Raw genomic sequence first — 24,574 nt, 5'->3', positions numbered from 1 at the left:
CACAATTTGCAATGGCCGACTAGGGTTCCGGCTCGCTTGAAAAGCGAGTGGCTGGTCCGAGAGTTGGCGACCTCCAGTTGAGGTTACACGGCGGGATAAAAGCCCGGGAGACAAGCCACCGTTCGCGGTGCCGCGTTGCTCCTGCTCGCCCATGTTCAACTGGAGAAGCCCCATGCCCGCAATCCGTTTACCCGCCCTGCTCGCCGCCGCCTTCGCCGCCGTGCTGAGCGTTCAAACCCAAGCTGCTGCCAAAGACCACTTCAGTGTGTGCTGGACGATCTATGCCGGCTGGATGCCGTGGGAATACGCCGGCAGCCAAGGCATCCTCGACAAGTGGGCCAGGAAGTACGGCATCAAGATCGACATGGTGCAGCTCAATGACTATGTCGAATCCATCAACCAATACACCGCCGGCCAGTTCGACGGCTGCACCATGACCAACATGGACGCCCTGACCATTCCCGCCGCCGGTGGTGTGGACAGCACCGCGCTGGTGGTCAGCGACTTCTCCAACGGCAACGATGGCGTGGTGATCAAGGGCACCGGCAAGTCCGTGGCCGACCTCAAGGGCATGAACGTCAACCTGGTGGAACTCTCGGTGTCCCACTACCTGCTGGCCCGCGCCCTGGAGTCGGCTGACCTCACCGAAAAAGACCTGAAAGTGGTCAACACCTCCGACGCCGACATCGCCGCCGCCTTCAACACCGACCAGGTGCAAGCCGTGACCACCTGGAACCCGATGCTCTCCGAGATCAAGGCCAAACCGGGCGTCACCCAAGTGTTCGACTCCAGCAAAGTGCCGGGCGAAATCATGGACATGATGGTGGTCAACACCCAAACCCTCAAAGACAACCCGGCCCTGGGCAAAGCGCTGACCGGCGCGTGGTTTGAAGTGGTCGCGCTGATGAACGCACAAACCGCTGCCAGCACCGCGGCGCTTGAGCATATGGCCAAGGCCTCGGGCACCGACCTCAAGGGTTTCCAGGCGCAACTGGACACCACCAAGCTGTTCGCCACGCCCAAGGAAGCCCTGGCGTTCGCCACCAGCGCGCAATTGCCCGCCACCCTGCGCAAGGTCGCCGAGTTCTCGTTTGAACACGGCCTGCTCGGCGAAGGCGCCAAGGACGCCAGCGCCGTGGGCATGAGCTTCGCCAATGGCGTGACCAGCGGCGACACCGCCAACCTCAAGCTGCATTTCGACCCCAGCTACGTACAGATGGCCGCCGACGGCACGCTGTAAGAGGACCCGGCCATGCGCCTGATCAACCGTCACCCGGAACGCTCCAGCCGCCTGTTGTTGGTGCTGCTGCCGTTCGCCCTGCTGCTGTTCGCCTACTTTGTAGGCTCGGCCGAGCGCCTGGCGGACAACCCCAACGACAAACTGTTGCCCAGCGCTATGCAGATGGGCGACGCGGTGAAACGCCTGGCGTTCAGTGCCGACACGCGCACCGGTGAGTACGTGCTGTGGCAAGACAGCGCCTCCAGCCTGCGCCGCCTGGCGATCGGCTTGGGCATCAGCGCCCTCGCCGGCCTGTGCCTGGGGATTGCTGCCGGCACGCTGCCGCTGTTTGGCGCGCCGTTATCGCCATTGCTGACGGTGCTGTCGATGGTGCCGCCGCTGGCGATATTGCCGATTCTGTTCATCGTGTTCGGGCTGGGGGAATTGTCCAAGGTGATGCTGATCGTTATCGGCATCACTCCGGCGCTGGCGCGTGACCTGGAGCAACGCGCGCGGGAAATCCCCGTCGAACTGCTGGTGAAAGCACAGACCCTCGGCGCCTCCACTTGGACCTTGATACTGCGCGTGGTGCTGCCGCAATTGCTGCCGCGCCTGCTGATCTCGCTGCGGCTGATGCTCGGCTCGGCGTGGTTATTCCTGATCGCCGCCGAAGCCATCGCCTCCACCGATGGCCTCGGCTACCGGATCTTCCTGGTGCGCCGCTACCTGGCGATGGATGTGATCTTGCCCTACGTGGTGTGGATCACCCTGCTCGCCTGGCTGATGGACTGGGGCCTCAAAACCCTCACGCGGAGTGCCTTCCCCTGGTACGAAGGAGCGCGCGCATGAGTTTTATCAGCGTCAACAATGTGTGGCAGCGCTATGGCGACCAAGTGGTGCTCGAAGGGCTCAACCTGCACGTCGATGAGGGTGAATTTTGCACCCTGGTCGGCACCTCCGGTTGCGGAAAATCGACCTTCTTGCGCCTGTTGCTGGGCCAGGAAACCGCGAGCAAAGGCCAGATCCTGCTGGACGGCCAACCCCTTGCCGGCGAGCCGGATGCCAGCCGTGGCGTGGTGTTCCAGCGTTACTCAGTGTTCGCGCATTTGACTGTGCTGGACAACGTTGCGCTGGGCCTTGAGCTACCGCGCTCACGCTTGCTGGGTCGACTGTTCGGCAAAGCCAAACAAGAGGCACGGGAACAGGCCGCCGCCCTGCTGCAAAAAGTCGGCCTCGGCCAAGCACTGGACAAATACCCGGCGCAGCTCTCCGGCGGCATGCAGCAACGCCTGGCCATCGCCCAAGCCCTGATCATGAAACCCCGCGTGTTGCTGCTGGACGAACCCTTCGGTGCCCTCGACCCCGGCATTCGCAAAGACATGCATCAGCTGTTGCTGGCGCTGTGGCGCGAAACCCGGCTGACGGTGTTCATGGTCACCCACGACCTCAGCGAAGGCTTCAGCCTCGGCACGCGCTTGCTGGTGTTCGACAAAGTCCGCGTCGACCCCCATGCCCCCGGCGCCTATGGCGCGCGCATCACCTACGACATCCCTTTGAATAGCGAGCGCCGCAAAGCGCTGGCCGCCGAACTTGGAGCGACTTGCAAATGACCGATTCCATTGAACTGTTCCCACCCTTCGCCGAAGAAATGCTACCCGGCGGCGGCCATCGCTCCTTTGTGCTCAAGCGCGGCCAACTGCTGCGCCTCACGGATATTCGCGGCGGTGCCAACGTCAGCCTGACCCTGCTCAATGCCAACGAAAAAACCGAGCGCCTGAACCTGCCCGACAGCCTCAAATGCCAACACACCGCCAAACTCACCCGCGGCCACTGCCTGTACTCGGACATGGGCCGCGTACTGGCCGCCATCACCGCCGACACCTGCGGCTGGAGTGACAGCATCGGCGGCGTGCTGTGCGCCGCCGAGGTCGCTGAAAAGTACGGCCAGGGCCGTTATCAGGAGCTGCGCAACGGCTTCTTGCGCAACGGCACCGACAACCTGCTGGTGGAATTGGGCAAGTGGGGGTTGGGGCTTTCCGACCTGTTGATGACCCTCAATCTGTTCAGCCGCGTCAGCGTTGACGAAGGCGGCGGCCTGCATTTTGTGCCGGGCAATTCGAGAGCGGGTGACTACATCGAACTCTACGCGCCGATGGACACACTGGTGGTGCTGACCGCACTGCAACACCCGATGGACCCCAACCCGAACTACGCGCCGCAACCGCTGAAACTCAGTTGGATGAACGCCGATTCCAGCGTCGCCGAACACTGCCGCACGTCGCGCCCGGAAAACGAGCGCGGCTTTATCAACACCGACCGCCTGTTCGCCTGAGGAGCTGCCATGTCTACTGCACTGAAACAACCCGAGGCGGCCGTGTACCGCGCCACCATTCCCGCCGGCGAGCCATGGCTGATGGAAGTCAGCGCCGGGCAGACCCTGCGCATCCTCGACCTGGAGGGCAACCAGGCCGTCGACACGCTGTTCTACAGCCGCAAAAACCCCAAGGAGCGCTACGACGTGCAGCGCACCCTGCGTCGGCAAAACCGCGTGTACCTGAGCACCGGCAGCGTGCTGTATTCCAACCTCGGCCAGCCCATGCTGACCATCGTCGACGACACCTGCGGGCGCCACGACACCCTCGGCGGCGCCTGTGCCCAAGAGAGCAACACCGTGCGATACGCCCTGGAAAAACGCTACATGCACAGCTGCCGCGACAACTACCTGCGCGCTTGCGCCCACGACGGTCGGCTGGGCAAAGGCGACATCGGGCCGAACATCAATTTCTTCATGAACGTGCCCGTTACCGCCGACGGCGGGCTGACCTTTGAAGACGGCATTTCCGCGCCCGGCAAGTACGTCGACCTGCGCGCAGAGATGGACGTGATCGTACTGATCTCCAACTGCCCGCAACTGAACAACCCATGCAATGGCTACAACCCGACCCCTGCGGAGGTACTGGTATGGAACTGAAAATGAAACACCTGCGTAAGTGGTTATTCGCCCTGTGCCAGTCCCGAGCCGGGCAATGCATCCGAAAACAGTAGCGATCAACTGTGGGAGCGGGCTTGCTCGCGAATGCGGTGGGTCAGCCAGTGCATCGGTAACTGACACTACGCCTTCGCGAGCAAGCCCGCTCCCACACTTGGCTCTTCATTGCTTTCAGAATTAGCACTGCGGACGACCGCAGTGCTCCCTCACTTTGCGGGACGGCCCGCAGGGTTTTGCCATGTTCGAAAAACTCTTGATCGCCAACCGTGGCGCCATCGCCTGCCGCATCCTGCGCACCTTGCGCGAGCTGCAGGTCAAAGGCATCGCCGTGTATGCAGAAGCCGACGCAGCCAGCCTGCATATCCAGCAAGCCGACGAAGCCTACAGCCTCGGCGAAGGCGCGGCGGCGGCGACCTATCTGGCGGTTGAAAAAATCCTCGCCACCGCCAAGGCCTGTGGCGCCAAGGCGATTCATCCCGGCTATGGTTTTCTCTCGGAAAACGCCGCCTTTGCCCAAGCCTGTGAAAATGCGGGGATTGCCTTCGTCGGTCCGACGCCGGAACAGCTGCGCGTATTCGGCCTCAAGCACACCGCGCGGGCCTTGGCCAAGCAGCATCAAATTCCATTATTGGAAGGCACCGAGCTGCTCGACAGCCTCGATACCGCGTTGCCGGCAGCCTATACCGTGGGCTACCCGGTGATGCTCAAAAGCACCGCGGGTGGCGGTGGCATCGGCATGCGCGTGTGTCGCAGTGCCGCCGAGTTGAGCGAGTCTTTCGAGGCGGTCAAACGCCTGGGGCAAAACAACTTCAGTGACGCCGGTGTGTTTATCGAGAAATACATCGAGCACGCCCGCCACCTGGAAGTGCAGGTGTTCGGCGACGGTTTGGGCGAAGTCATCGCCCTTGGCGTGCGCGACTGCTCCGTGCAACGGCGCAACCAGAAAGTGCTCGAAGAAACGCCCGCGCCGAACCTGCCCGAAGGCATGGCCGAGGCCTTGTGCACGGCCGCCATCACCCTGGCCAAAGCGGTCAATTACCGCAGCGCCGGCACCGTGGAATTCATCTTTGACAGCGCTGATGGCCGCTTCTACTTCCTCGAAGTGAATACGCGCCTGCAGGTAGAACACGGCGTCACCGAACAAGTATGGGGCGTGGACCTGGTGCGCTGGATGGTGCAATTGGCGGCCGGTGAATTACCCGCGTTGAGTGAATTGAAGCTGCGCCCTCAGGGCCACGCGATTCAGGCGCGGCTGTATGCCGAAGACCCCGGCAAGGACTTCCAGCCGTGCCCAGGGCTGTTGACCCGAGTGGACTTCCCGACGGCTGAAGGTTTGCGAATCGACACCTGGGTGCAAGCCGGTTGCGAGATCCCGCCGTACTTCGACCCGATGATCGCCAAGCTCATCAGTTGGGCGCCGACGCGCGAACAGGCGCGTCTGAATCTGCATCAGGCCTTGAGCGACAGCCAGCTCTACGGCGTGGAAACCAACCGCGGCTACCTGCGCCAAATCCTGCTGGCGACGCCGTTTGCCAGCGGCCGCCCGTGGACGCGTTGCCTGGAAGGCCTGGTCTACAGCGCCAGCACCTTCGAAGTGCTCAGCGCCGGCACCCAAACCAGTGTGCAGGACTACCCCGGCCGCCTCGGCTACTGGGCCGTCGGCGTGCCGCCCTCCGGGCCGATGGACAGCCGCGCACTGCGCCTGGGCAATCGCCTGCTGGGCAATGACGACGGCGCGGCGGCGCTGGAAATCACCATGAATGGCCCGCTGTTGCGTTTCAATTGCGCGGCGGTTGTCGCTGTCACGGGTGCAGACATTGCGCTGTTGCTGAATGACCGGCCAGTGCCGATGAACACCTCGTTGCGGGTTGAAGCAGGCTCGGTGTTGAGCCTTGGCACTATTACTGGAGCAGGTGCGCGCAGCTATCTGTGCCTGCGCGGCGGGTTGCAAGTGCCGGATTACCTGGGCAGCAAAAGCACCTTCACCCTCGGCCAGTTCGGCGGGCACGCCGGGCGCGCGTTACGCACGGGCGATGTGTTGCATTTGCTGCCACTGACAGATGCCGAGGCCGGGCAACGGCTGATCGCTGAACCACTGCCAGCGGTGCGCACGCTCCGGGTGATTTATGGCCCGCACGGCGCGCCGGAATACTTCAAGCCTGAGTACATCGACACCTTCTTCGCCACCCAATGGGAAGTGCACTTCAACTCCAGCCGCACCGGCGTGCGGTTGATCGGGCCCAAGCCTTTATGGGCGCGCACAGACGGTGGCGAAGCGGGGCTGCATCCGTCGAATATCCATGACAACCCCTATGCCATCGGCGCAGTGGATTTCACCGGGGACATGCCGGTGATCCTGGGGCCGGATGGGCCGAGCCTGGGTGGGTTTGTGTGCCCGGTGACGGTGATCGAGGCGGACCTTTGGCAGTTGGGGCAACTCAAGGCCGGGGACAAACTGCGGTTCGAACCCGTGAACCTCAAAACCGCCCGCGACCTCGCCCTGAAATGGGATCAATGTGGGAGCTGGCTTGCCTGCGATACAGCCAACTCGCTACCTCAGGCAGACCGCAGTGACGCCATCGCGGGCAAGCCCGGCTCCCACATTGACCGTGGCCCACTTAAGATCAGATCGCCTGTGGTGCTGGAGGTGGGTGAAGGCGACACCCGCCTCATCGCCCGCCTCGCGGGCGACACTCACCTGCTGCTGGAAATCGGGGCCCCCGAGCTGGACCTGGTGCTGCGCTTTCGCGCTCATGCACTCATGCAAGCCCTGGAAACTCTCGCCCTGCCGGGCGTTATCGACCTGACCCCAGGCATCCGTTCCCTGCAAATCCACTACCAGCCGGAACAACTGCCGCTGGCCGATTTGCTGGTGCTGATCACCACGCAATGGGCTGCCGTGTGCGCCACCCCCAACCTGCAAGTGCCCTCGCGCATCGTGCACTTGCCACTGTCGTGGGACGACCCGGCGTGCCAGCTGGCGATCGAAAAATACATGACCACCGTGCGCAAGGACGCGCCGTGGTGCCCGAGCAACCTGGAGTTCATCCGCCGCATCAACGACCTGGCCAACCTCGACGAAGTGCGCCACACGGTGTTCGATGCCAGCTACCTGGTGATGGGCCTGGGTGACGTCTACCTCGGCGCCCCGGTGGCCACGCCGCTGGACCCGCGCCATCGCCTGGTGACCACCAAATACAACCCGGCCCGCACCTGGACTGCCGAAAACTCGGTGGGCATCGGCGGCGCCTACCTGTGCGTGTACGGCATGGAAGGCCCGGGTGGCTATCAGTTTGTGGGGCGCACCTTGCAGATGTGGAACCGCTACCGGGAAGTCGCGGCGTTTGATGGCAAGCCGTGGTTGTTACGGTTCTTTGACCAGATCCGTTTTTACCCGGTGACGGCTGATGAGCTGGTGCAGATCCGGCGCGATTTTCCGTTGGGCCGATTTGAATTGAGCATCGAGCACGGCCAGTTGAACCTCGCGGAGTATCAGGATTTCCTCGCGCGCGAAGCCGCAAGCATTGGCGCGTTTCGTGAGCATCAGCAGCACGCCTTCAATGCCGAGCGTGAGCGCTGGATTGCCAGTGGCCAGGCGCATTTCGACAGTGAAGAACTCGCAGCACCACCAGGTGCTGACACGCCGTTGCAGGCCAACCAAATCAGTGTCGACAGCCCTATCGCCGGCAACCTCTGGCAAGTCCAGGTGGCGACGGGTGAGCAGGTGTCGGCCGGTGATGTGCTGGTGATTCTGGAGTCGATGAAAATGGAAATCCCGGTGGTGGCGCCGTTCGCCGGCACTGTGCGCGAGATCCCCGTGCAACCCGGCAGCGGCATCGGCGCGGGGCAACGGGTGGCGGTGCTCGAACGTGACTGACTCTTCTATTTCTACAGGCGGACAAGCCATGAACCTGCAACTGGACAACCTGCGCAATGCCTACCTGAGCGGCGATACCACACCCCGTGACGTGCTGCGGCAACTGCGCGAAAAAGCCGCGCATTTGAACCCCGACTATCACCTGTTTATCCACCTGCTGACCGAGTCAGAACTGGAGCCGTACCTGGCCGCACTGGACACTCGCAAACCGGCTGACTTGCCGTTGTTCGGCGTACCGTTTGCGATCAAGGACAACATAGATTTAGCCGGCATTCCCACCACCGCCGCGTGCCCGGCATTTGCCTATGTGCCGCAACGCAGCGCGAGCATTGTCGAGCAGTTGATCGCCCTGGGCGCGGTACCCGTGGGCAAGACCAACCTCGACCAGTTCGCCACCGGGCTCAATGGCAGCCGCTCGCCGTATGGCGCGTGCCCCAACAGCGTGTTGCCGGAGTACCCGTCGGGCGGCTCCAGTGCCGGGTCGTCGCTGGCCGTCGCTTTGGGTGTCGCAAGTTTTGCCCTGGGCACCGACACGGCCGGTTCCGGGCGAGTGCCGGCGGCGCTGAATAACCTGGTGGGGCTCAAGGCGAGCAAAGGCTTGATCTCCACAGCGGGCGTGGTGCCGGCGTGCCGCACGCTGGATTGCGTCACCACCTTTACCCGCACTGCGCGCGAGGCCAGCCAGTTACTGGCGTTGACCGCCAGGCTCGATCCGTTGGATGCGTACAGCCGAGCAAACCCGGCGTGGAATGATGCGTCGGCGTTTGGCGCACCCCGCGCATTTCGCTTTGGCGTGCCGCGCGAGCAAGACTTGGAGTATTTCGGCTGCGAGCAAGGCCCGCAGCTGTTTGCGCAGGCCATCGACCGCTTGACGGCACTGGGTGGCAAGCCGGTGACGCTGGACCTGTCGCCCTTTCTTGAAGCCGCGCGCCTGCTCTACGAGGGGCCGTGGGTGGCCGAACGCTACAGCGTGGCCGGCGAACTGATGGAGCAGAACCCCGAGGCCGTGCTGCCGGTGATTCGTGCGGTGCTGGCCAAGGCGCCTGCGGTGAACGGCGTGGAGACCTTTCGCGCCCAGTACCGCCTGCAAGCCTTGAAAGCGCAGTGCGATGCTTTGCTCGAAGGCCTCGACTGCGTACTGACGCCCACCATCGGCCGCCCGGTGACGCTGGAAGAACTGCGCGCCGAACCGGTGCTGCGCAATGCCGAACTGGGCTACTACACCAACTTCATGAACCTGCTGGACTACGCCGCCGTCGCCGTGCCCAGCGGCTTTATGCGCAACGGTTTGCCCTGGGGTGTGACGCTGTTTGGCCGGGCATTTACCGACCAATACCTGTTGGGCGTGGCGGATGCGTTGCAGCGCCAGCACGACACGTCGCTGCCTGTGCCTGTCGGCAGCGCCGATCATGACCTTACGCGGCTGGTGGTGTGCGGCGCACACCTGCAAGGGCTGGCGCTTAACGGCCAATTAGTGCGGCGTGGCGCGCGCCTGCTGGAGCGCACCCACAGCTCGGCCGACTATCAACTGTTCGCACTGGCCGGTGGGCCGCCTTATCGCCCCGGCATGCTGCGGGTGAGCGAGGGCGGTGTGGCCATCGAGGTGGAGGTGTGGGAGCTGCCGAGCCGCGAACTCGGCTCCTTCCTCACCGGCATCCCTGCGCCGTTGGGTTTGGGCAAGGTGCAACTGGCCGATGGCCGCTGGGAAACCGGCTTCATCTGCGAGCCCTACGGCTTGACCGGCGCCGTGGACATCAGCCACTTCGGCGGCTGGCGCGGCTACCTGCGCAGCTTGCAATAGCGGGGCGGCGCTGTATCGTGCAGGGAACTGCGCGATACAGCCCGAACTGCCATGACCACACCCACTCTTTGCCCTGCCTGCGGTGCCCGCAACGACTGCACCCTGGCCGACCCACGCACCGCCGACCAAGCCTGTTGGTGCTACACCGTCACCATCGACCCGGCGGTGCTCGAAGCGCTGCCCGATGAACTGCGCAATAAGGCCTGCCTGTGCCCACGCTGTGCGCAGGTGGATGCGCGATTGCGTGGGGCTGAACAGCCGTAATGCGCGTTGATCGTTTCCTCAGCAACCTGCCGCGCTTCAATCGCCAACAAGTGCGTGTGCTGCTGGTTGAGCGACGGGTGACGGTCGATGGCGTGGCCGTCACCGACCCGCACCATGACGTGCGAGCATTCAGCCGTGTGTGTGTCGATGACGAGGTACTGCAAGCCGGCAAACCGGCGCGTTATTTCATGCTGCACAAACCCCAAGGCTGCGTGAGCGCGACCGCCGATCCGGTGCACCCCACCGTGCTTGATTGGCTGGTTGAGCCGGACAAGCACGAACTGCACATCGCCGGTCGCCTGGATTTCAACACCACCGGGCTGATGCTGATCACCAACGATGGCCAATGGTCGCGGCGCCTGACCCAACCCCAGACCAAACTGCCCAAGGTTTACCTCGTTGAAACCGAGCAGGACATTGGTCCTGAGTATGCAGCGACCTTTGCCGCGGGCCTGTATTTCGCCTTTGAAGATCTCACCACCCAGCCCGCCGACCTTGAGCTACTCGGCCCAAGGACCGCTCGCCTGAGCATCATCGAAGGCCGCTACCACCAGGTGAAGCGCATGTTCGGGCACTTTGATAACAAGGTGATCGGCCTGCACCGTGAGCGGATGGGGCCTTTGCTGCTGGATGCCACCCTTGCGCCGGGTGAATATCGGGAACTGACCGACGAAGAAATCCGACAGGTCTGACGACCGTTCAGCCGGTGATGGCAAAAAACCAGCGTGGCGCCTTGCGAGCTGGCGCCCGTGCTGCTTGAATCAAGACGTCAGCCAAATGATGACTGGCGAGTCGCCCCATAACCTCCAAGAAACACCTTGCCCCGCCCGCGCTTGATCTACGGGCCTTTCAGGCAAACAGCCCGCCCTGACAACAGCCGTCGGCCAGCCGCTATCGGACCGACATGGGCCCTCATCTTCCAGGCGTATGCCTACCTGTCATAAAGCTCGTGCAGAGTGATCTGCGCGCCCTACCCGCTTGCCAGGAGTCTTACGACATGAGGCCAGAAATCGCTGTGTTGGATATACAGGGTCAGTATCGGGTTTACACGGAGTTCTATCGCGCGGACGTTGCTGCAAAGACCATCATCCTGGTCAACGGCTCCATGGCCACCACGGCATCCTTCGCTCAAACCGTGAAAAGCCTGTACCCGCAATTCAATGTGGTTTTGTACGACCAGCCCTACGCTGGCCGCTCCAAAATCCATAACCGTCATGAGCACATGCTGACCAAGGAAGTCGAAGGCCAGATCCTGCTGGAACTCATCGAGCACTTCGGCGCCGAACACGTGCTGTCGTTCTCGTGGGGTGGCGCCGCAGCCCTGGTCGCCCTCGCCCACCGCCCGCGCCGCGTGGAAAAGGCGGTGATCAGCTCGTTCTCGCCGGTGATCAACACGCCCATGCGCGACTACCTCGAACGCGGTGTCGACTACCTCGGCAACCTCGACCGCCACAACGTCGGCCACCTGGTCAACAGCACCATCGGCAAACACCTGCCGTCACTGTTCAAGCGCTTCAACTACAAGCACGTAAGCGGCCTGGCCGAGCGTGAATACGGGCAGATGCACTTCCACATCAGCCATGTGCTCAACAGCGACCGGCTGTGCTACCTCAAAGCCGCCAGGCAGATCGACATTCCGGTGCTGTTCTTGAATGGCGAATGGGATGAATACACCAGCGCCGAGGATGCCAAGCTGTTTGGCCAGCACGTGGCCAACAGCAGCTTCAGCACCATCCAGGCGACCGGGCATTTTCTGGACATGGAACACAAGGCGGCCTGCAGGGACAGCCGGGATGCGGTGGTGGGCTTTTTGAAACCAGAACGCCAGGTGAGTCGGTTGCGTTATCACCAGGGCCAGACGCAGCATGCGTTTGCTGTCTGAAGCCCAGGCTTATGTAGGAGCCTGGCTTGCCCGCGCTGCAGGCGTCGCGGTGTGCCAGTCACACTCAGGTGATGCAATCGCAGGCAAGCCAGCTCCCACAAAAGCTTGATGCACCCAACTCACACATTTTTCGAAGAAAAACTTCAAATCCCGGCGAACATCTGGTACAAAGTCAGCCGCTCTGAGCGGGTATAGTTTAATGGTAGAACAGTAGCTTCCCAAGCTTCCGACGAGGGTTCGATTCCCTCTACCCGCTCCACTTATATTTTGGTCTTGCGTCAGGTTGGTTCTGGCGGGAGATGCATAAAAAAACCGGCCCTTGGTGGCCGGTTTTTTTATGTTCTAAATTTGGCTTCATGGGTGAGCGACCTGCTCCGATGCAGGGTATCTGGCTCCCCTTCTCCTTGGTATGTGCGGCCTGGGAAGGCAAGCCTGTTGCAGGGTGTGAAAAACCTACGCGGCGCGGTCGACGCGGTCTTGCGCCGCTTCTACCAGCATCAGCCCCAGTTCGATCATTTGCTGAATGGCCAAGGCCAGGTAGCGATGCTGAGAAGGCAGGCTTTCGGCGAACTCGTTGGTCATGGCACCCGCGCCGGTAATGGTTTCGTAGGCGTTGGCGAGCAAGGCTTCGGTGTTGGCTTCGGGGCGAACGCTGAACAGGGTCGCGGTTGGGTTACAGGCGTCAGTACACATCTGTTGATCCTCCTCACGTTACGTACTGACACCCGGATCAGGTGAATCGTAGAGAGCTAGCGGATTGCTTCACTTCGCACTCAATGCCTTGGGATTTCAAAAGCTTGAGCAGTCCTGCTCGCTTGAATTCATAGTCCGAGCATGGGCCTATCAGAATGCTTTTGATGCTGTGCTTGTTAAAACTGATAGGCGTGTACGGAAAAATAGCGCCATTTCGCTCCCTGAACTTCATCCTTGAAGGCCCAGAACCCTCTCTTGGAGTCATTTCGTTTTGAACAAGCACTAGCCGTTTCTCTGACTCATGGAGGAACCCTTCACCCTTATACGAACAGCTAGAGATGATGATCTTAGCAAGCAGTTCTTGCATCAATTCAGTGCACACTTTTAATAGAAAATTTTCAGCATGCTGACTACTCTTATCCTGGACATTGATTTTTAATGCACCCGCGGTCTTTTGCGCATCCAGCATACTGGATAAAATCGAATCCCTAGATACAACCTCACCCAATCCAACACTGAATGATTCAGAGTCACCATAGTTTACATCTTCAAATCTCACGAACAGATCAGACGAGACTTTTTCATCTTGAGCGTCTAAAAAGGTGTTTTCTTCGAACTCGATACAGTAACCTTGATTTTTTTCACAGTAACTAAACCAGTGAGCAATGCTATCGCTTTTTTTCGAGAAAGAGACAATATACGTCTGACGATCAATCACGTTCCGTTTGGAAGCATCAATTAATTGCTGATACAGCAATTTCAGCGGCTCACCAAAACCAGGATCATCCTCTTTTCGCATCAACTCCTTGATATATTCAATACAGGCATTGTATCCAAAAATGTGTTCCTGATGATCGTTAAGAAAATTGATGTCAGTCGCCCAAAACTCACTATTACTAATGATGCCAAGAAGAGCCGATCCAGATGTGTAATGATAAATGGAAGCCATAATTTATATTGAACACCAAGTAGTAAGGTGGCGAAGGCGTCATCGCCTCCCACCCAATTATTAAAATGCTGTGATTGGGTTGAACCCGATTCTCAAACCTGTCCCCCGCCCAAACGCACGCTCACTTCATGCGACAATGCCCGTACTGCGAGAGCATGCACCTCCACGCCCACGCTTTCATCAGCACTATCGTCCAAGGCCCAACAGAAACTCATCGACTCTTTCAAACAAATAGCTGTTCGGATCCGAACCTTCTTCCTTTGACTCCAAGAGAACCACAATATCAGGCACTGATAGGGGTGTGATCAGCTTTCCATGCTCGCGCATTGCCCCTGCTATCACTGCCTTAGCTGAGTCCGCACAGTCCTCGTCAGAATCACTACTGCTACCTTCTTAAACACTGACGCATAGAGGTAACGCTCGCCAGTCATGATCTCATTCTAAGTTATGAGTTTTCTATAATATCTAAACTCGAAGACCCCATACCTACTTCCATACCCTGCCTTGTTTACCTAACCCGGGCTCAGCGCTGAGAGAGATCTACCAAGCTGCACCTAGGTTTGCGTTCGAAAACTGACAACACAATACGAGACTTTTTATAATTTTTTGATTTCAATAGAATTAAATAGCTATCTTGACTTACACACCTACACAACATTAAGCAAATACAGGGGAATAAGAGTTCGGTTCGATTTCCTCTACCCGCTCCACTCCTGCTTTCCCCTCGTGTTACGCATCACTCCCCGCGTGCCCACATGAGCTATACGCCCGGTAAATTCGGGGCTCTCAGCGAGTCAAACGGCGTTCAGCCGCTCAACCATATCCGGAAAGCGCTCAACCAGCTTAATCAACAGTGCAGCCTGAGCATTGGGCTTGGACTTGGATTGTTCCCAGTTTTTCAACGTATCAGGACTGGTCCTGATCTGTCGGGCGAATACTGGCTGTGACATGTGCAACTTTTCACGGATAGAAACGATTTCAGCCGCCGTCACCTCTGGTGGTGCAAGGGCCTCCACTTCGTACTGACGAAGGGTGATCTTCCCTTGTCGGTGTTCAGCCATCTCGCCAACACCCTGCATCAACTCCCCAAACAGATCGCGCTTTTTCATTTCCCACCTCGTCTTTTCAGCTCTGCATCAATCGCTGCTTTCAGGGCCTTCTCCTGATCAGCGGTAAGGTTCGCCACTTCATCCTTATCGTAGATCGCAAACATCCAAAACTGGTTGTCATTAAGCAACCAGTAGTAAATGACACGAAGCCCACCACGTTTCCCCTTGCCCCTACGAGCGTCCTGCCAACGGAGCTTTCTGAAGCCTCCCGTACGCGGCATCACATCGCCCGTCTCGGGATTGGCCTGCATTTCCTTCTGAAGCCGTCGGTACTCATCGTCAGTCAGATATTCACCGACGGTAGCGGTAAAGGTTTTGGTTTCGAAGAAGACCGTTTTCATAGGCATAAGTATACGCAATTTGCTTACATTTAAATAACCGGCCCATGACCGTCTGTCACGGCGTGCGCATGACGTCAGGATGACCAGGGCGGACTCTAATGAAACCCACTGATTTGACTCACAATCCAGAGGGAACGAACGCTCGCTACGAACAATCGCCTCCATTTGGGTCATGCTTTCCACTAAACGCTTGAACAGGCGCTTATCAATCAAACGCAACCTTCACGCAGAACCTAAAATATGGCTCCCCTTCCCCTTAGTATGTGCGGCCCGGGAAGGCAAGCCTGTTGCAGGGTGTGAAAAACCTACGCGGCGCGGTCGACGCGGTCTTGCGCCGCTTCTACCAGCATCAGCCCCAGTTCGATCATTTGCTGAATGGCCAAGGCCAGGTAGCGATGCTGAGAAGGCAGGCTTTCGGCGAACTCGTTGGTCATGGCACCCGCGCCGGCAATGGTTTCGTAGGCGTTGGCGAGCAAGGCTTCAGTGTTGGCTTCGGGGCGGACGCTGAACAGGGTAGCGGTGGGGTTACAGGCGTCAGTACACATCTGTTGATCCTCGGTAAGGACCACCACCCAAAGGGTAAGGGTGGCAGCTGTACGCAGGTTAGTAGACCGGGAAAATTCATCGAAAACCGGCGCGCCCGAAGACGCCCTACGTACAGCTACCAATAAGCACAGACATGAAAGTGCCTGACAGTAGGGACAGCCGTACGCCGGATAAATTTTCAACGGGCTACTAAACCCGACCGCTGATGGGCAGCGGCAGACGAACCTTAAAGGGCTCGTCCAAGGCGTACAACTCAGACGATTCTGAGTGTTGTGTAGGCAATAACGCAACATTCAGGACCGCCGTACCGTTCTCCTTCAGACTGTAAATTCTGGCAATAGGAAAACCCTGAAGAACGTTTGAAACCGGCACGCCCTCGCATCACTCTCCCCAGCCTTCGACACAGACATGTCTCTTGCCAACCCGTATCCAACTAGATACAGTGAAACTCTGTGAGGCCCCGTGCGTTATTCGATCCAGCAAACCCAAGCCTTCACTCAATGGTGCTCGGCAATTCGCGATCTGCGAGCAAAAATCACCATTGCTCGACGTATCGAGCGCGCCAGTGTGGGCAATCTGGGGGATTTCAAGGTGCTGGGCGGCGGCGTTTCAGAGATGCGGATAGACGTAGGTGCAGGTTATCGCGTTTATTTCACCCTGCGCGGCAGGGAGGTCGTCATCTTGCTGGCAGGTGGCGACAAGTCCTCACAAGAGGCCGATATCCGGCGAGCAAAAAAATTAGCAAAGGAGGTTTGATCATGGCTCAAACACTGACGACATTTGATATGGCCGAGCTGCTCGACAGTGATGAGGCCATCAGCGAATACCTTTCTCAGGTGCTGGCAGACGGAGACAACGAGGAGTTTCTTCGCGCAGTAGGCTACGTAGCCAAAGCCCGTGGCATGACAAAGATCGCCACTGATGCGGGTGTAGGACGCGAGAGCTTGTACAAGGCATTTGCCCCGGGCGCAAAACCGCGTTTTGAAACGGTTCTGAAGGTGCTGCACTCACTTGGCATTGATCTGTTGGCTCGGCCTGGACACTCCTGCAATCACTCGATTGCCTGAGGCACACACCCCCGCTGCACCACCCACGCCAAGGGCAACGTCACCAACAACATGCCCGCCAATACCATCACCGCCACCGGCACGCCCAGTGCATCGCCCACACCACCAAACAGAACCGGCGCCAGCGCGCCGCCGCCGATCGTACCGGTGTAGAACACAGCAAACGCCTGCTCGCGTTTTCCCGCCGCTGCCAGGTCCGGCACGGCGCCGTACAGCACTGAGGAGGTGCCATTGAGCACCAACCCTAGCAGCGGCAGCATCACCATCAGTCCATGCAGCGGCAGGTACACGGCGGCAATGATCAGCAGCGCCGTGCTGGTTTCCGTCAGCCATACGGTTTTCATCATGCCGATGCGGGCACCCAGGTAGCCGCAGAGCAATTTGCCGAAGGCGCCACCGATAAACAGCAGCGTCAACGCCAGGCCGATGCCTGCAGTTCCCGCGCCTTTGGCTTGCAACAGAAACGGCAGGAAAGTAAGAAAGCCCATGCGCACGGCGCTGTCGAGAGTGCCGGTGAGGATCAACGCGCGCAGGCCGGTGACAGAGCCCGTTCCGCCAGTCGGCTTGGCCGTTTTTGTAGACGCGGATTCGGCTACTTGCGCAGGCACCAGCCACCACAACAACCCCGCCGCAGCCAGGCCGAGCAACCCCAACAGTGTGGCACTGGCGCGCCAACTTATTACGGTGAGCAGCAAGCCGACCAAACCCGGAATCAGGGTTTTGCCGATATCGCCGGAAAAATTGTATTGAGACAGAGCTTGCTTTACCCCGCCGCCGCTCTCGTAAGCATCAGTAATCATCGAAGAGGCCAATGGGTGCTGGGTGCTGGCGCCCAAACCACCGAGCAACAGTGCCAATAGCAACAGGCTCAGCCCAGTGGCTTGCCCCACCAATAAGTACGCAACGCCCGCCAGCGCAGTGCCGCCTACCAGCATCGGCAGACGCCCCCAGCGCCGCGCAGCGCGGCTGGCCATCAGCTGGAACACCGCCATCATCCCGGAATAGGCACCGCGCAATAATCCGATCTGCGCGTAGGAAAGTGCGAACTGCGCCTGCCAAATGGGTAGCAGCACGTAGATCACATCCGTAAGGCCATCGTGTACGGCATGGGCGCCGCAACCCGCGATCAACGAGCGGCGGCGGTTAGAGGTTTCGCGGGCAGGCACAGCGATGGCGTCGTTCATGAGGCTTGGATCAACTCAGGTTTAAGGGGCTTGCAGCCCGTCAGGGCGATCAGCAAAGTCAGCAGTTGAAAACCGATAATCAGCGCTACACACCCCGCCCAGCCCCAGCGCTCCCACATCAATGCGGGAACGATGGCACCACAACTGCCGCCCAGGTAATAACACGTGAGGTAAACGCCCACGGCACCCGCCTTGTTACCCTGCGCAGTGGCGCTGATGAACGCGTTGGCGGCGGCCTGGGCGAGAAAGACCCCAGTCGAACTGAGCGCCAGGCCCACTACGATGCACCACAGCGACGGCGCCAGGGTCAGTGCCGAGCCACTGATGCCAAGCACGCCAGCGACGGCCAGCAGCTCGGCGTGGGGCCGGGCTTTGCTGAGGCGGCCGGCGATCGGGATCACGATCAAGGCCAGCAGAAACACCATGTACAGCGTGCCCAAGGCTGCAGGCCCGAGGTTAAAAGGCGGTAGGCCAAGGTACAGGCCCGCGTAGGTAAAGGCCGCAACCTGGGAGAACAACACACAAAACCCGACGGCGTAGGCAGCCACCAACGGCTTGCGAAAAACGCCTGACGAAGAAGCCTTGACCCGGTCGACTCGCGGCCGGTTATCGGGCAGCAAAAACTGAATGAACCCACCGACCATCAAGCTCAATACGGCCAACAATTCGAAGGCCTCGCGCCAGCCGACATATTCGGTCATCACGCCGGTGACGAAGCGCCCGGCGAACCCACCCAGTACGGTGCCCGCCACATAGAGGCTGGTGACTTCGGTCACCGTGGCGCCGCGCCAGCGGTCGCCGATGTAAGCCACGCTGGTGGCAAACACCACCGGGATCAACATACCTTCCACAAAGCGCCACACCAGCACTTCGGCAAAGCTGCCGGCGTAGGCGGTCATCAGCGCGGGCACGGCCAGTAACAGCGCGGCCACGGCGATGACCGTACGTTGCTCTAAACGCCCGGTCAGCCGGCCGACAAAGGGCGCGGTAATCGCCACCGCCAGGGTTGTAACCGTGATACTCCAGCCCGCCGCCTTGGCGCTGATATGAAACTGCGCGGCGAAGGTGGTCAGGATGCTCTGGGTGGCATACAGGTTCAGAAACGCCGCGCAGCCACACAGGAACAGGGCAAGACGGGCACAATGCAGGCGCGGTTTCATGAAACCTCTCGTTTTATTTTGTGAGGTCTTTATAGAATGGCCAGCGGGTCTTAAACCAATACCGAATTCGAACCGATCAATACCCAAGGATCAGGATGCTCGACCTACGCAAGCTGCGTTACTTTCTGACGGTCGCCGAAGAACTGCACTTCGGCCGCGCAGCCCTTCGCCTGCACCTGGCCCAGCCGCCGTTGACCCGGCAGATCTCGGCGCTGGAAACGGAGTTGGGCTTCAAGTTGTTTGATCGCACCAGCCGCACGGTGTCCCTCACCGCCCAGGGCCGTTCGTTCCTGCCCTATGCGCGCGGCGTGTTGGAGCAGGTGGAACTGGCACAGGTAATCGCCGGTAAATTGGCCGCCGGGACCGCCGGGCAACTGACCTTGGGTTACGTCAGTTCGATCGCGCTGTCGGACCTGTTCAGCCAGGCGATCCAGGCCTTCGCCCAGGGTTTTCCCGATGTGCAGCTGACCTTGGTGGAATGCGCTTCCGGCAGCCTGGGCGCGCAAGTGGCGGATGGGCGCCTGGATGTCGGCCTAAGCCGCCTGTTGCCGCAAAGCCAGGCCGTGCAAGCGTTGTCGCTGGGTGAGGAGCGTTTGTGGGCGGCGGTTTCCAGTGATAGCCCGTTAGCCGGCCAGGCGCAGGTGAGCCTGGCGCAGCTCAGTGCTTACCCGCTGATTCTGTTTCCGCCCGATTACGGGTCGGGGTTGAACCAGTCGATCGAGCAGTTGTACCGACACCACGGCGTGCCCCTGCGTGCCGGGCCGACCGGGCGGCAGATCACCTCGATCATTGCGTTGGTGGCCGCCGGGCAAGGCGTGGCATTGGTGCCCGAATGTACCCGGAGCTTGATGAACAAGGGCGTCACCTATAGACCCATGGTCGAGGTGGATGCCTGTGCGCAGCTGTTGGTGCTGACGCCTGCGGCCAGAAAAAGCCTGTTGGCTGACGCATTTCTCGCCGTTCTCGCCCATGTCTTAAACAACGAGTAACACTTCGAAAATCCCCGCAATACCTCTCTAAGACGCCGTTTTCAAAGGCTCATACACTTCATTCAGCACTTACCGACACGCCGATCGTCAGCCGTCGGTAGGTAGAGTGTTGATAATTTATTTTCAGTGGTTATAGTCACCACCAACACACACCACAAGGAGGTGCTGTGGATAGCCGATATTTGATAGGTCACATTGTTGCGGATGGCGGGTACCTGGTGCGTACCCGAGGCAGTCACCACCACTTCAAACACCCGACCAAACCGGGGTTGGTAACGATTCCTCATCCAAAGAAAGACCTGTTGGACAAGACCGCCAAGAGCATTTTGAAACAGGCGCTGCTGAGCTGAGCATCCCTGGAGGGCAATAAACATGCTTTACCCCATCGCAATTTCAACCGGTGACCAGGAAAACGCCTGGGGCGTGGAAGTGCCGGATATTCCCGGCTGCTACTCCGCCGGCGACGACCTTGACGACGCCATGGCCATGGCCCGCGAAGCGATCGAAGGGCACTTCGAAATCCTCGCAGAGGATGGCGCGCCGATACCCCCTGCACAAAAAGTCACCCTGCACGCGGCCAACCCGGAATATGCCGGCTGCATTTGGGCCGTGGTTGATATTGATGTCACTAAATATCTGGGCAAAGCGCAGAAGCTCAATATCACCCTGCCGGGTTACCTGCTGAATAGAATTGATGAATACGTGTTGCATCATCCTGAAGAAAAAAGCCGTTCCGGCTTTCTGGCATCGGCAGCACTAAAGGTTCTGCAGCAGGAACATTGACTTAAGCAAACTCCTAAAGCGACGAAGACGACCTTCGTTAAAATGCGCACATGTCTTACCAATGAGCAGAGCCAATGCGCGTGCCTGTACAAAAAACTGAGAACCAAGTAGTTAGAAAGGTGGTGGGGCTGGTATTGATCATTCCATTGCTGTTACCGCTGACGCCAATCCCTTTCGGCCTGAGGAGCATGGCGTCGATAGCGGCTCTGGCGGGATCCATCTATGGCGTCTGGTATTCAAGGCAGAACGCCAGCCGAGGCATCACACTCTGCGCAGCCGCACTTGCGCTACTTAACCTCGGTTCATGGGTAGCACTGTCGACGCCCTCGATCGTCTGGTTCATCTATTTCGTCGCTTGGGCCTATGGTTCCGGTAACTGGATTCACTGGAACATTTAGTCCCAGTAGAATTTGACCGCAAGAAACTGGGTTTCCCTACCGCCCACAAGGTGGATAGTGGCCCCCTACATCTTCAAGGAATCCGCTCATGCCCTACCACTACAAGCTCATGCCCTCCCCCGTCGGCCAGCTCACCCTGGTGGCCCGCAACGGCAAACTCATTGCCATCCTGTGGGAAACAGAACGCGCCAATCGCGTGCGTCTGGGCGAGTTGCATCAAGCCGACGACAGCCCGGTGTTACTGGAAGCCGAGCGCCAGCTACAGGAATACTTCACGGGAACCCGCAACCAGTTCGATCTGGAGCTGGACTTCGATGGCACCGATTTCCAAAAACAAGTCTGGCAGGCACTGCTGACCATCCCCTTCGGCGAAACCCGCAGCTACAGCCAGATTGCCCAGCAGATCGGCAACCCCAAGGCCGTGCGCGCGGTAGGCGCAGCCAATGGCCGCAACCCCATCTCGATCATTGCGCCCTGTCACAGGGTAATTGGCGCCTCGGGCGGGCTGACCGGGTTTGCCGGTGGGCTTGAGGCCAAGCAGTATTTGCTGGCGCTTGAAGATCGCGGCCAGGCAAAACTGGCCCTCTGATTACGCGTCTGCAATGGCGTCACGGGTAAAGGCCTGGCACTCGTACAAAGGCTCGAAACCTAATTGCCGATACAGCGCGAAGGCACCCTGCGTGGCCTCTAGAAAGCATCGCAGGGCCCCGAGGTTCGACGCGTGAAGCAGAGCGGCGTGGATCAATCGAGAGGCGTATCCTCTGCCACGAAACCCCATGAGTGTGCCGATATCGCTAAGCCGGGCCTCACCCTCACACAGGGACAAGACCAGCGAAGACCTTACCTGCCACTCATCGGACAAGGTGAAGTGGTATAGCGTCTGACCCGCGTCCAGGGCCCGCTGATGGCGGGCCTGATATCGCGCGACCTCCTCGGGCGGTCTCATGAACGCACTGCCAAAGGGCTCAGCCCAATCATTCATGTTCCGCGTCAGTTGGACCTGCACACCGCTTTCGCCCACCCATGGCGCCAGGCACGCCAGGTCACCCACCATCGCGGTGGTCTTTTCGACCGGCTTAAAGCCGTGTGCCAAAAACACCTCACCCAGCTCTTTGACCTTTTCTTCATGGATCACCACGCGTATTGCCTGCGTGGTACGCCGGATAAGCGCCAGCGGTGCGGCCAAAGCGTTATCCGGCAAAGAGCTGCCGACCTGGATAAACAATAAATTGAACGGGCTGAAATACTCATCCGTGAAATAAGCGTTGATGCCGCCGCCGTATCGGCGATGCGTTGAGCACACCGCAGCAAAAAAATGCTCTTCGGTTTTACCGTAGAGCGTGGGCAAGTCGCAGGCGGCGTTAACGTGCATGGGGGAACATCCGGATAAAAAAACCAGTCTTGCTCGTGCCATTCATACGCCGGAGTAGGCCCATTCCTAAAATAGCCGGAGGAAAGAGCACAACTTTGTTCAAATCCCCAAATGTAAAAAGAAATTTCAAGGCACGTCTGCAGTCCATAGTTTCATCACCCACCGGTCAAGGAACAACGGTCATGAAATTCTCTGCAGTCTCCCAATCTCTGTCCCGCTGGGCAGGCAGTGCCCGCACGTTCTACGCGGCTGTCGCGCTGATCTGCCTGTGGAGCCTCAGCGGGCCGTATTTTCACTACAATGACACTTGGCAACTGATCATCAATACCTCAACCACCATCATCACGTTCCTGATGGTGTTCCTGATCCAGAATACGCAAAACCGCGACAACGACATCCTGCATATCAAGATCGACGAGTTGCTGCGCGTCTCCAAGGATGCGCAAAACGCCGTGCTCAGCCTTGATGGCCTGGACCGTAAAGAACTGGAAAAACTGCGCCGGGAATACCGCAGCATCGGCGCAGCAGGCAGTGTCAGTCTTAACAGCAGTTGCGGCGAAGTGGTTGACGATGCGGTGACCAACAAGACCGATCTGAACCAGGCATAAAAAAACGGCGGTTGGAGAACATCCAACCGCCGTTTTCTATCTCAAGTGATGGACTCAACCGTCGCCTTGATGACCTTTGCCATAGGTCGACGCCAAGGCACGCGCCTTTTGCAGGCGCTCCTCCAGCTTGGGCAGCGTCTCATCCACCAGCGCTTTGATTTCGGGTACGTCCGACGCCGCGCCTTCCTGTTTGAACAGGGCAATGGCGTCTTCGTTTTCCTTGACCTGTTGCGCGGTGTAAGCGGCGTCAAACGAGTCGCCGTCCTTGAGTTCCGGCATCAGGGTTTCGGCTTTATCAACGATCTTCTCGCGCGGCGCTACCGGCAAGTCGAGCTTCTTGGCGATGGCCGCCAGGTGCTGGTTGGCCTGGGTGCGCTCGTTGATCACCTCGATGGTGTAGTCCTTGATTTCCTGGGACGAGGTTCTGGCGTGGGCCATGCGACTGGTTTCGATATCGGCCATCCCTTTGGCCGAAGCCTGCTCGATGAATTCAGCAGGCGACTGGGCGAAAGCATTGCTGGCGCCGAGGCCCAGCAGCATCGCGAAACTGGCGGTGCGTAACCGGATAGCCATGCGGCTCATGATGGGTTCCTCCAGGTCAAAAATAGGTGCGGGAACAGACGCCCCGCCCTGAATTCGAATTTTCAGGGCGGCAAAGGTTTAGAAAAAACTTGCCAGTGCGACGAACGGTCGTCGCTGTATCAGGCCGGTTTGCTGCCAAACAGGCCCGGCAACGCGTGCGCCAGGGCATTGATGGCGAAGCCGATAAACATCACGCCACAGAGTTTGGTGATGAGGATTTCATGGCGCTGATACACCGTGCGCACGCGCTGAGCGCCGACCACGCCGATCAGAATGGCATAGGCCAACAGGCCACCGATAAAGCTCAGGAAGATCAACGACGGCAGCATCGCCCATGTCAGCAACTCGGCACGGCTGGACAACAACGCGGTGAAGGTCGCCACGGCCACCGGGTAAGCCTTGGGGTTGGTGAGACCGAACACAATACCGTGCCAGAACGGATGCCGCGCCGCACCCTGAGGTGCATCGCTGCTACGCCGCTGTGTGCGAATCGCACGCCAGCCGAGCCAGAACAGGTACAAGCCGCTGAGCACGCCCAGCGCATCAAAGGCGGTGCTGCCCACTTCCCGCGCGCCCACGATGGCAATCAACGCCGTGCTGCACCACACCACGTCACCGAGCAAATGCCCGCACAAAAACCCCGCCCCGGCACGACGGCCACGGGCAGCGCCGATACCGAATACGGCGAGCACGCCCGGACCGGGCGTAATGCCGTAGATAAAACCCGAAGCAAGCACGGCGAACAGCAGGGATAGGGTCAT

General features: G+C 59.5%; 28 protein-coding genes, 1 tRNA gene and 1 riboswitch. Of the genes, 19 read left to right on the top strand and 10 right to left on the bottom strand.

Translation table 11 applies throughout. The annotated features are described in order from the left end of the window. The first annotated feature begins 8 nt into the window (after nucleotides 1-8). A riboswitch (guanidine-I (ykkC/yxkD leader) is annotated at nucleotides 9-112 on the top strand. Between the two features lie 60 nt (nucleotides 113-172). The 11 genes from PSH96_RS07645 to PSH96_RS07595 all read left to right on the top strand — a co-directional run bounded on the left by PSH96_RS07645 (nucleotide 173) and on the right by PSH96_RS07595 (nucleotide 12,291). Next, nucleotides 173-1,240 (top strand): putative urea ABC transporter substrate-binding protein, encoded by a 1,068-nt coding sequence (locus PSH96_RS07645; protein ID WP_305458553.1) that lies wholly within the window; start codon nucleotides 173-175, stop codon nucleotides 1,238-1,240. A gap of 12 nt (nucleotides 1,241-1,252) precedes the next feature. Then, nucleotides 1,253-2,068: an ABC transporter permease gene (locus PSH96_RS07640; RefSeq protein WP_305458552.1), complete on the top strand. Its 816-nt coding sequence runs from the start codon at nucleotides 1,253-1,255 to the stop codon at nucleotides 2,066-2,068. Then, nucleotides 2,065-2,829 (top strand): ABC transporter ATP-binding protein, encoded by a 765-nt coding sequence (locus tag PSH96_RS07635; RefSeq protein ID WP_305458551.1) that lies wholly within the window; start codon nucleotides 2,065-2,067, stop codon nucleotides 2,827-2,829. The genes PSH96_RS07640 and PSH96_RS07635 overlap by 4 nt, the downstream gene beginning before the upstream one ends. Further along, nucleotides 2,826-3,551 (top strand): urea amidolyase associated protein UAAP1, encoded by a 726-nt coding sequence (locus PSH96_RS07630; RefSeq protein ID WP_056857391.1) that lies wholly within the window; start codon nucleotides 2,826-2,828, stop codon nucleotides 3,549-3,551. The genes PSH96_RS07635 and PSH96_RS07630 overlap by 4 nt, the downstream gene beginning before the upstream one ends. A 9-nt stretch (nucleotides 3,552-3,560) precedes the next feature. Continuing rightward, entirely contained in the window at nucleotides 3,561-4,190 is a 630-nt protein-coding gene (locus PSH96_RS07625) for an urea amidolyase associated protein UAAP2 (RefSeq protein WP_305458550.1), read from the top strand. A gap of 256 nt (nucleotides 4,191-4,446) precedes the next feature. Further along, entirely contained in the window at nucleotides 4,447-8,085 is a 3,639-nt protein-coding gene (gene uca, locus PSH96_RS07620) for an urea carboxylase (protein ID WP_305458549.1), read from the top strand. A gap of 28 nt (nucleotides 8,086-8,113) precedes the next feature. After that, nucleotides 8,114-9,886: an allophanate hydrolase gene (gene atzF / locus PSH96_RS07615; protein ID WP_305458548.1), complete on the top strand. Its 1,773-nt coding sequence runs from the start codon at nucleotides 8,114-8,116 to the stop codon at nucleotides 9,884-9,886. Between the two features lie 51 nt (nucleotides 9,887-9,937). Then, a complete protein-coding gene (locus tag PSH96_RS07610) occupies nucleotides 9,938-10,150 on the top strand; it encodes a cysteine-rich CWC family protein (protein WP_305458547.1) in 213 nt (70 codons plus the stop codon). After that, entirely contained in the window at nucleotides 10,150-10,842 is a 693-nt protein-coding gene (locus PSH96_RS07605; protein ID WP_305458546.1) for a pseudouridine synthase, read from the top strand. The genes PSH96_RS07610 and PSH96_RS07605 overlap by 1 nt, the downstream gene beginning before the upstream one ends. A gap of 305 nt (nucleotides 10,843-11,147) precedes the next feature. Then, nucleotides 11,148-12,032: an alpha/beta fold hydrolase gene (locus PSH96_RS07600; protein ID WP_305458545.1), complete on the top strand. Its 885-nt coding sequence runs from the start codon at nucleotides 11,148-11,150 to the stop codon at nucleotides 12,030-12,032. Between the two features lie 185 nt (nucleotides 12,033-12,217). Continuing rightward, nucleotides 12,218-12,291, top strand: a tRNA-Gly gene (locus PSH96_RS07595). Nucleotides 12,292-12,485: 194 nt separating this feature from the next. Here PSH96_RS07595 and PSH96_RS07590 read toward each other — a convergent pair. The 5 genes from PSH96_RS07590 to PSH96_RS07570 form a co-directional block, all read right to left on the bottom strand. Then, entirely contained in the window at nucleotides 12,486-12,725 is a 240-nt protein-coding gene (locus PSH96_RS07590) for a DUF6124 family protein (RefSeq protein WP_305458544.1), read from the bottom strand. A 37-nt stretch (nucleotides 12,726-12,762) separates the two neighbouring features. Beyond that, nucleotides 12,763-13,674, bottom strand: a complete 912-nt coding sequence (locus tag PSH96_RS07585) for a hypothetical protein (protein WP_305458543.1) — start codon at nucleotides 13,672-13,674, stop codon at nucleotides 12,763-12,765. A gap of 794 nt (nucleotides 13,675-14,468) precedes the next feature. Beyond that, nucleotides 14,469-14,783 (bottom strand): DNA-binding transcriptional regulator, encoded by a 315-nt coding sequence (locus PSH96_RS07580; protein WP_305458542.1) that lies wholly within the window; start codon nucleotides 14,781-14,783, stop codon nucleotides 14,469-14,471. Continuing rightward, complete coding sequence (locus tag PSH96_RS07575; RefSeq protein WP_305460007.1) at nucleotides 14,780-15,124, bottom strand: toxin; 345 nt, start codon at nucleotides 15,122-15,124, stop codon at nucleotides 14,780-14,782. Before PSH96_RS07575 ends, PSH96_RS07580 begins: the two co-directional genes overlap by 4 nt. 305 nt (nucleotides 15,125-15,429) lie before the next feature. Beyond that, the gene (locus PSH96_RS07570) at nucleotides 15,430-15,669 is read right to left on the bottom strand and encodes a DUF6124 family protein (RefSeq protein WP_056857397.1); all 240 of its coding nucleotides are present in this window, start codon (nucleotides 15,667-15,669) and stop codon (nucleotides 15,430-15,432) included. 463 nt (nucleotides 15,670-16,132) lie between these two features. On the opposite strand from PSH96_RS07570, the gene PSH96_RS07565 reads away from it, so the two are divergent. Beyond that, complete coding sequence (locus PSH96_RS07565; protein ID WP_026013719.1) at nucleotides 16,133-16,426, top strand: type II toxin-antitoxin system RelE/ParE family toxin; 294 nt, start codon at nucleotides 16,133-16,135, stop codon at nucleotides 16,424-16,426. Between the two features lie 2 nt (nucleotides 16,427-16,428). Next, nucleotides 16,429-16,737, top strand: a complete 309-nt coding sequence (locus PSH96_RS07560; protein WP_305458541.1) for an addiction module antidote protein — start codon at nucleotides 16,429-16,431, stop codon at nucleotides 16,735-16,737. Here the strand turns inward: PSH96_RS07560 and PSH96_RS07555 are convergent. Together PSH96_RS07555 and PSH96_RS07550 are read right to left on the bottom strand one after the other, a co-directional pair. Beyond that, entirely contained in the window at nucleotides 16,722-17,921 is a 1,200-nt protein-coding gene (locus PSH96_RS07555) for an MFS transporter (RefSeq protein ID WP_305458540.1), read from the bottom strand. The two genes, PSH96_RS07560 and PSH96_RS07555, sit on opposite strands and share 16 nt — an antisense overlap. Next, on the bottom strand, nucleotides 17,918-19,081 hold the full coding sequence (locus tag PSH96_RS07550; RefSeq protein ID WP_305458539.1) for an MFS transporter: 1,164 nt from the start codon (nucleotides 19,079-19,081) through the stop codon (nucleotides 17,918-17,920). The genes PSH96_RS07555 and PSH96_RS07550 overlap by 4 nt, the downstream gene beginning before the upstream one ends. Before the next feature lie 95 nt (nucleotides 19,082-19,176). Here PSH96_RS07550 and PSH96_RS07545 point away from each other — a divergent pair, with 95 nt between their 5' ends. The 5 genes from PSH96_RS07545 (at nucleotide 19,177) to PSH96_RS07525 (ending at nucleotide 21,840) form a co-directional block, all read left to right on the top strand. After that, nucleotides 19,177-20,070, top strand: a complete 894-nt coding sequence (locus PSH96_RS07545) for a LysR family transcriptional regulator (protein ID WP_305458538.1) — start codon at nucleotides 19,177-19,179, stop codon at nucleotides 20,068-20,070. A gap of 167 nt (nucleotides 20,071-20,237) precedes the next feature. After that, nucleotides 20,238-20,420, top strand: coding sequence for a type II toxin-antitoxin system HicA family toxin (locus PSH96_RS07540; protein WP_262667269.1), 183 nt, complete (start codon nucleotides 20,238-20,240; stop codon nucleotides 20,418-20,420). 22 nt (nucleotides 20,421-20,442) lie between these two features. Then, entirely contained in the window at nucleotides 20,443-20,853 is a 411-nt protein-coding gene (locus PSH96_RS07535; protein WP_065929088.1) for a type II toxin-antitoxin system HicB family antitoxin, read from the top strand. Nucleotides 20,854-20,927: 74 nt separating this feature from the next. Further along, nucleotides 20,928-21,251: a hypothetical protein gene (locus tag PSH96_RS07530; protein WP_305458537.1), complete on the top strand. Its 324-nt coding sequence runs from the start codon at nucleotides 20,928-20,930 to the stop codon at nucleotides 21,249-21,251. A gap of 88 nt (nucleotides 21,252-21,339) precedes the next feature. Beyond that, a complete protein-coding gene (locus PSH96_RS07525) occupies nucleotides 21,340-21,840 on the top strand; it encodes a methylated-DNA--[protein]-cysteine S-methyltransferase (RefSeq protein WP_305458536.1) in 501 nt (166 codons plus the stop codon). Here the strand turns inward: PSH96_RS07525 and PSH96_RS07520 are convergent, their stop codons facing one another. Continuing rightward, nucleotides 21,841-22,623, bottom strand: a complete 783-nt coding sequence (locus PSH96_RS07520) for an N-acetyltransferase (RefSeq protein WP_305458535.1) — start codon at nucleotides 22,621-22,623, stop codon at nucleotides 21,841-21,843. Between the two features lie 182 nt (nucleotides 22,624-22,805). Here PSH96_RS07520 and PSH96_RS07515 point away from each other — a divergent pair, with 182 nt between their 5' ends. After that, nucleotides 22,806-23,231 carry a low affinity iron permease family protein gene (locus PSH96_RS07515; RefSeq protein WP_069788520.1) on the top strand — a complete coding sequence of 142 codons (426 nt, stop codon included), beginning with the start codon at nucleotides 22,806-22,808 and terminating at the stop codon, nucleotides 23,229-23,231. A gap of 54 nt (nucleotides 23,232-23,285) precedes the next feature. Here PSH96_RS07515 and PSH96_RS07510 read toward each other — a convergent pair whose 3' ends face one another. Both PSH96_RS07510 and PSH96_RS07505 read right to left on the bottom strand, forming a co-directional pair. After that, nucleotides 23,286-23,813 (bottom strand): DUF4142 domain-containing protein, encoded by a 528-nt coding sequence (locus PSH96_RS07510; RefSeq protein ID WP_017137290.1) that lies wholly within the window; start codon nucleotides 23,811-23,813, stop codon nucleotides 23,286-23,288. A 119-nt stretch (nucleotides 23,814-23,932) separates the two neighbouring features. Beyond that, nucleotides 23,933-24,574, bottom strand: a complete 642-nt coding sequence (locus tag PSH96_RS07505) for a LysE family translocator (RefSeq protein ID WP_017137289.1) — start codon at nucleotides 24,572-24,574, stop codon at nucleotides 23,933-23,935.

The organism is Pseudomonas sp. FP2338 (genome assembly GCF_030687515.1).
In the GTDB taxonomy this organism is placed as follows: domain Bacteria; phylum Pseudomonadota; class Gammaproteobacteria; order Pseudomonadales; family Pseudomonadaceae; genus Aquipseudomonas; species Aquipseudomonas salomonii.
Note: the sequence above shows the minus strand (reverse complement) of the source record. Positions and strands in the feature narration are given on the sequence as shown.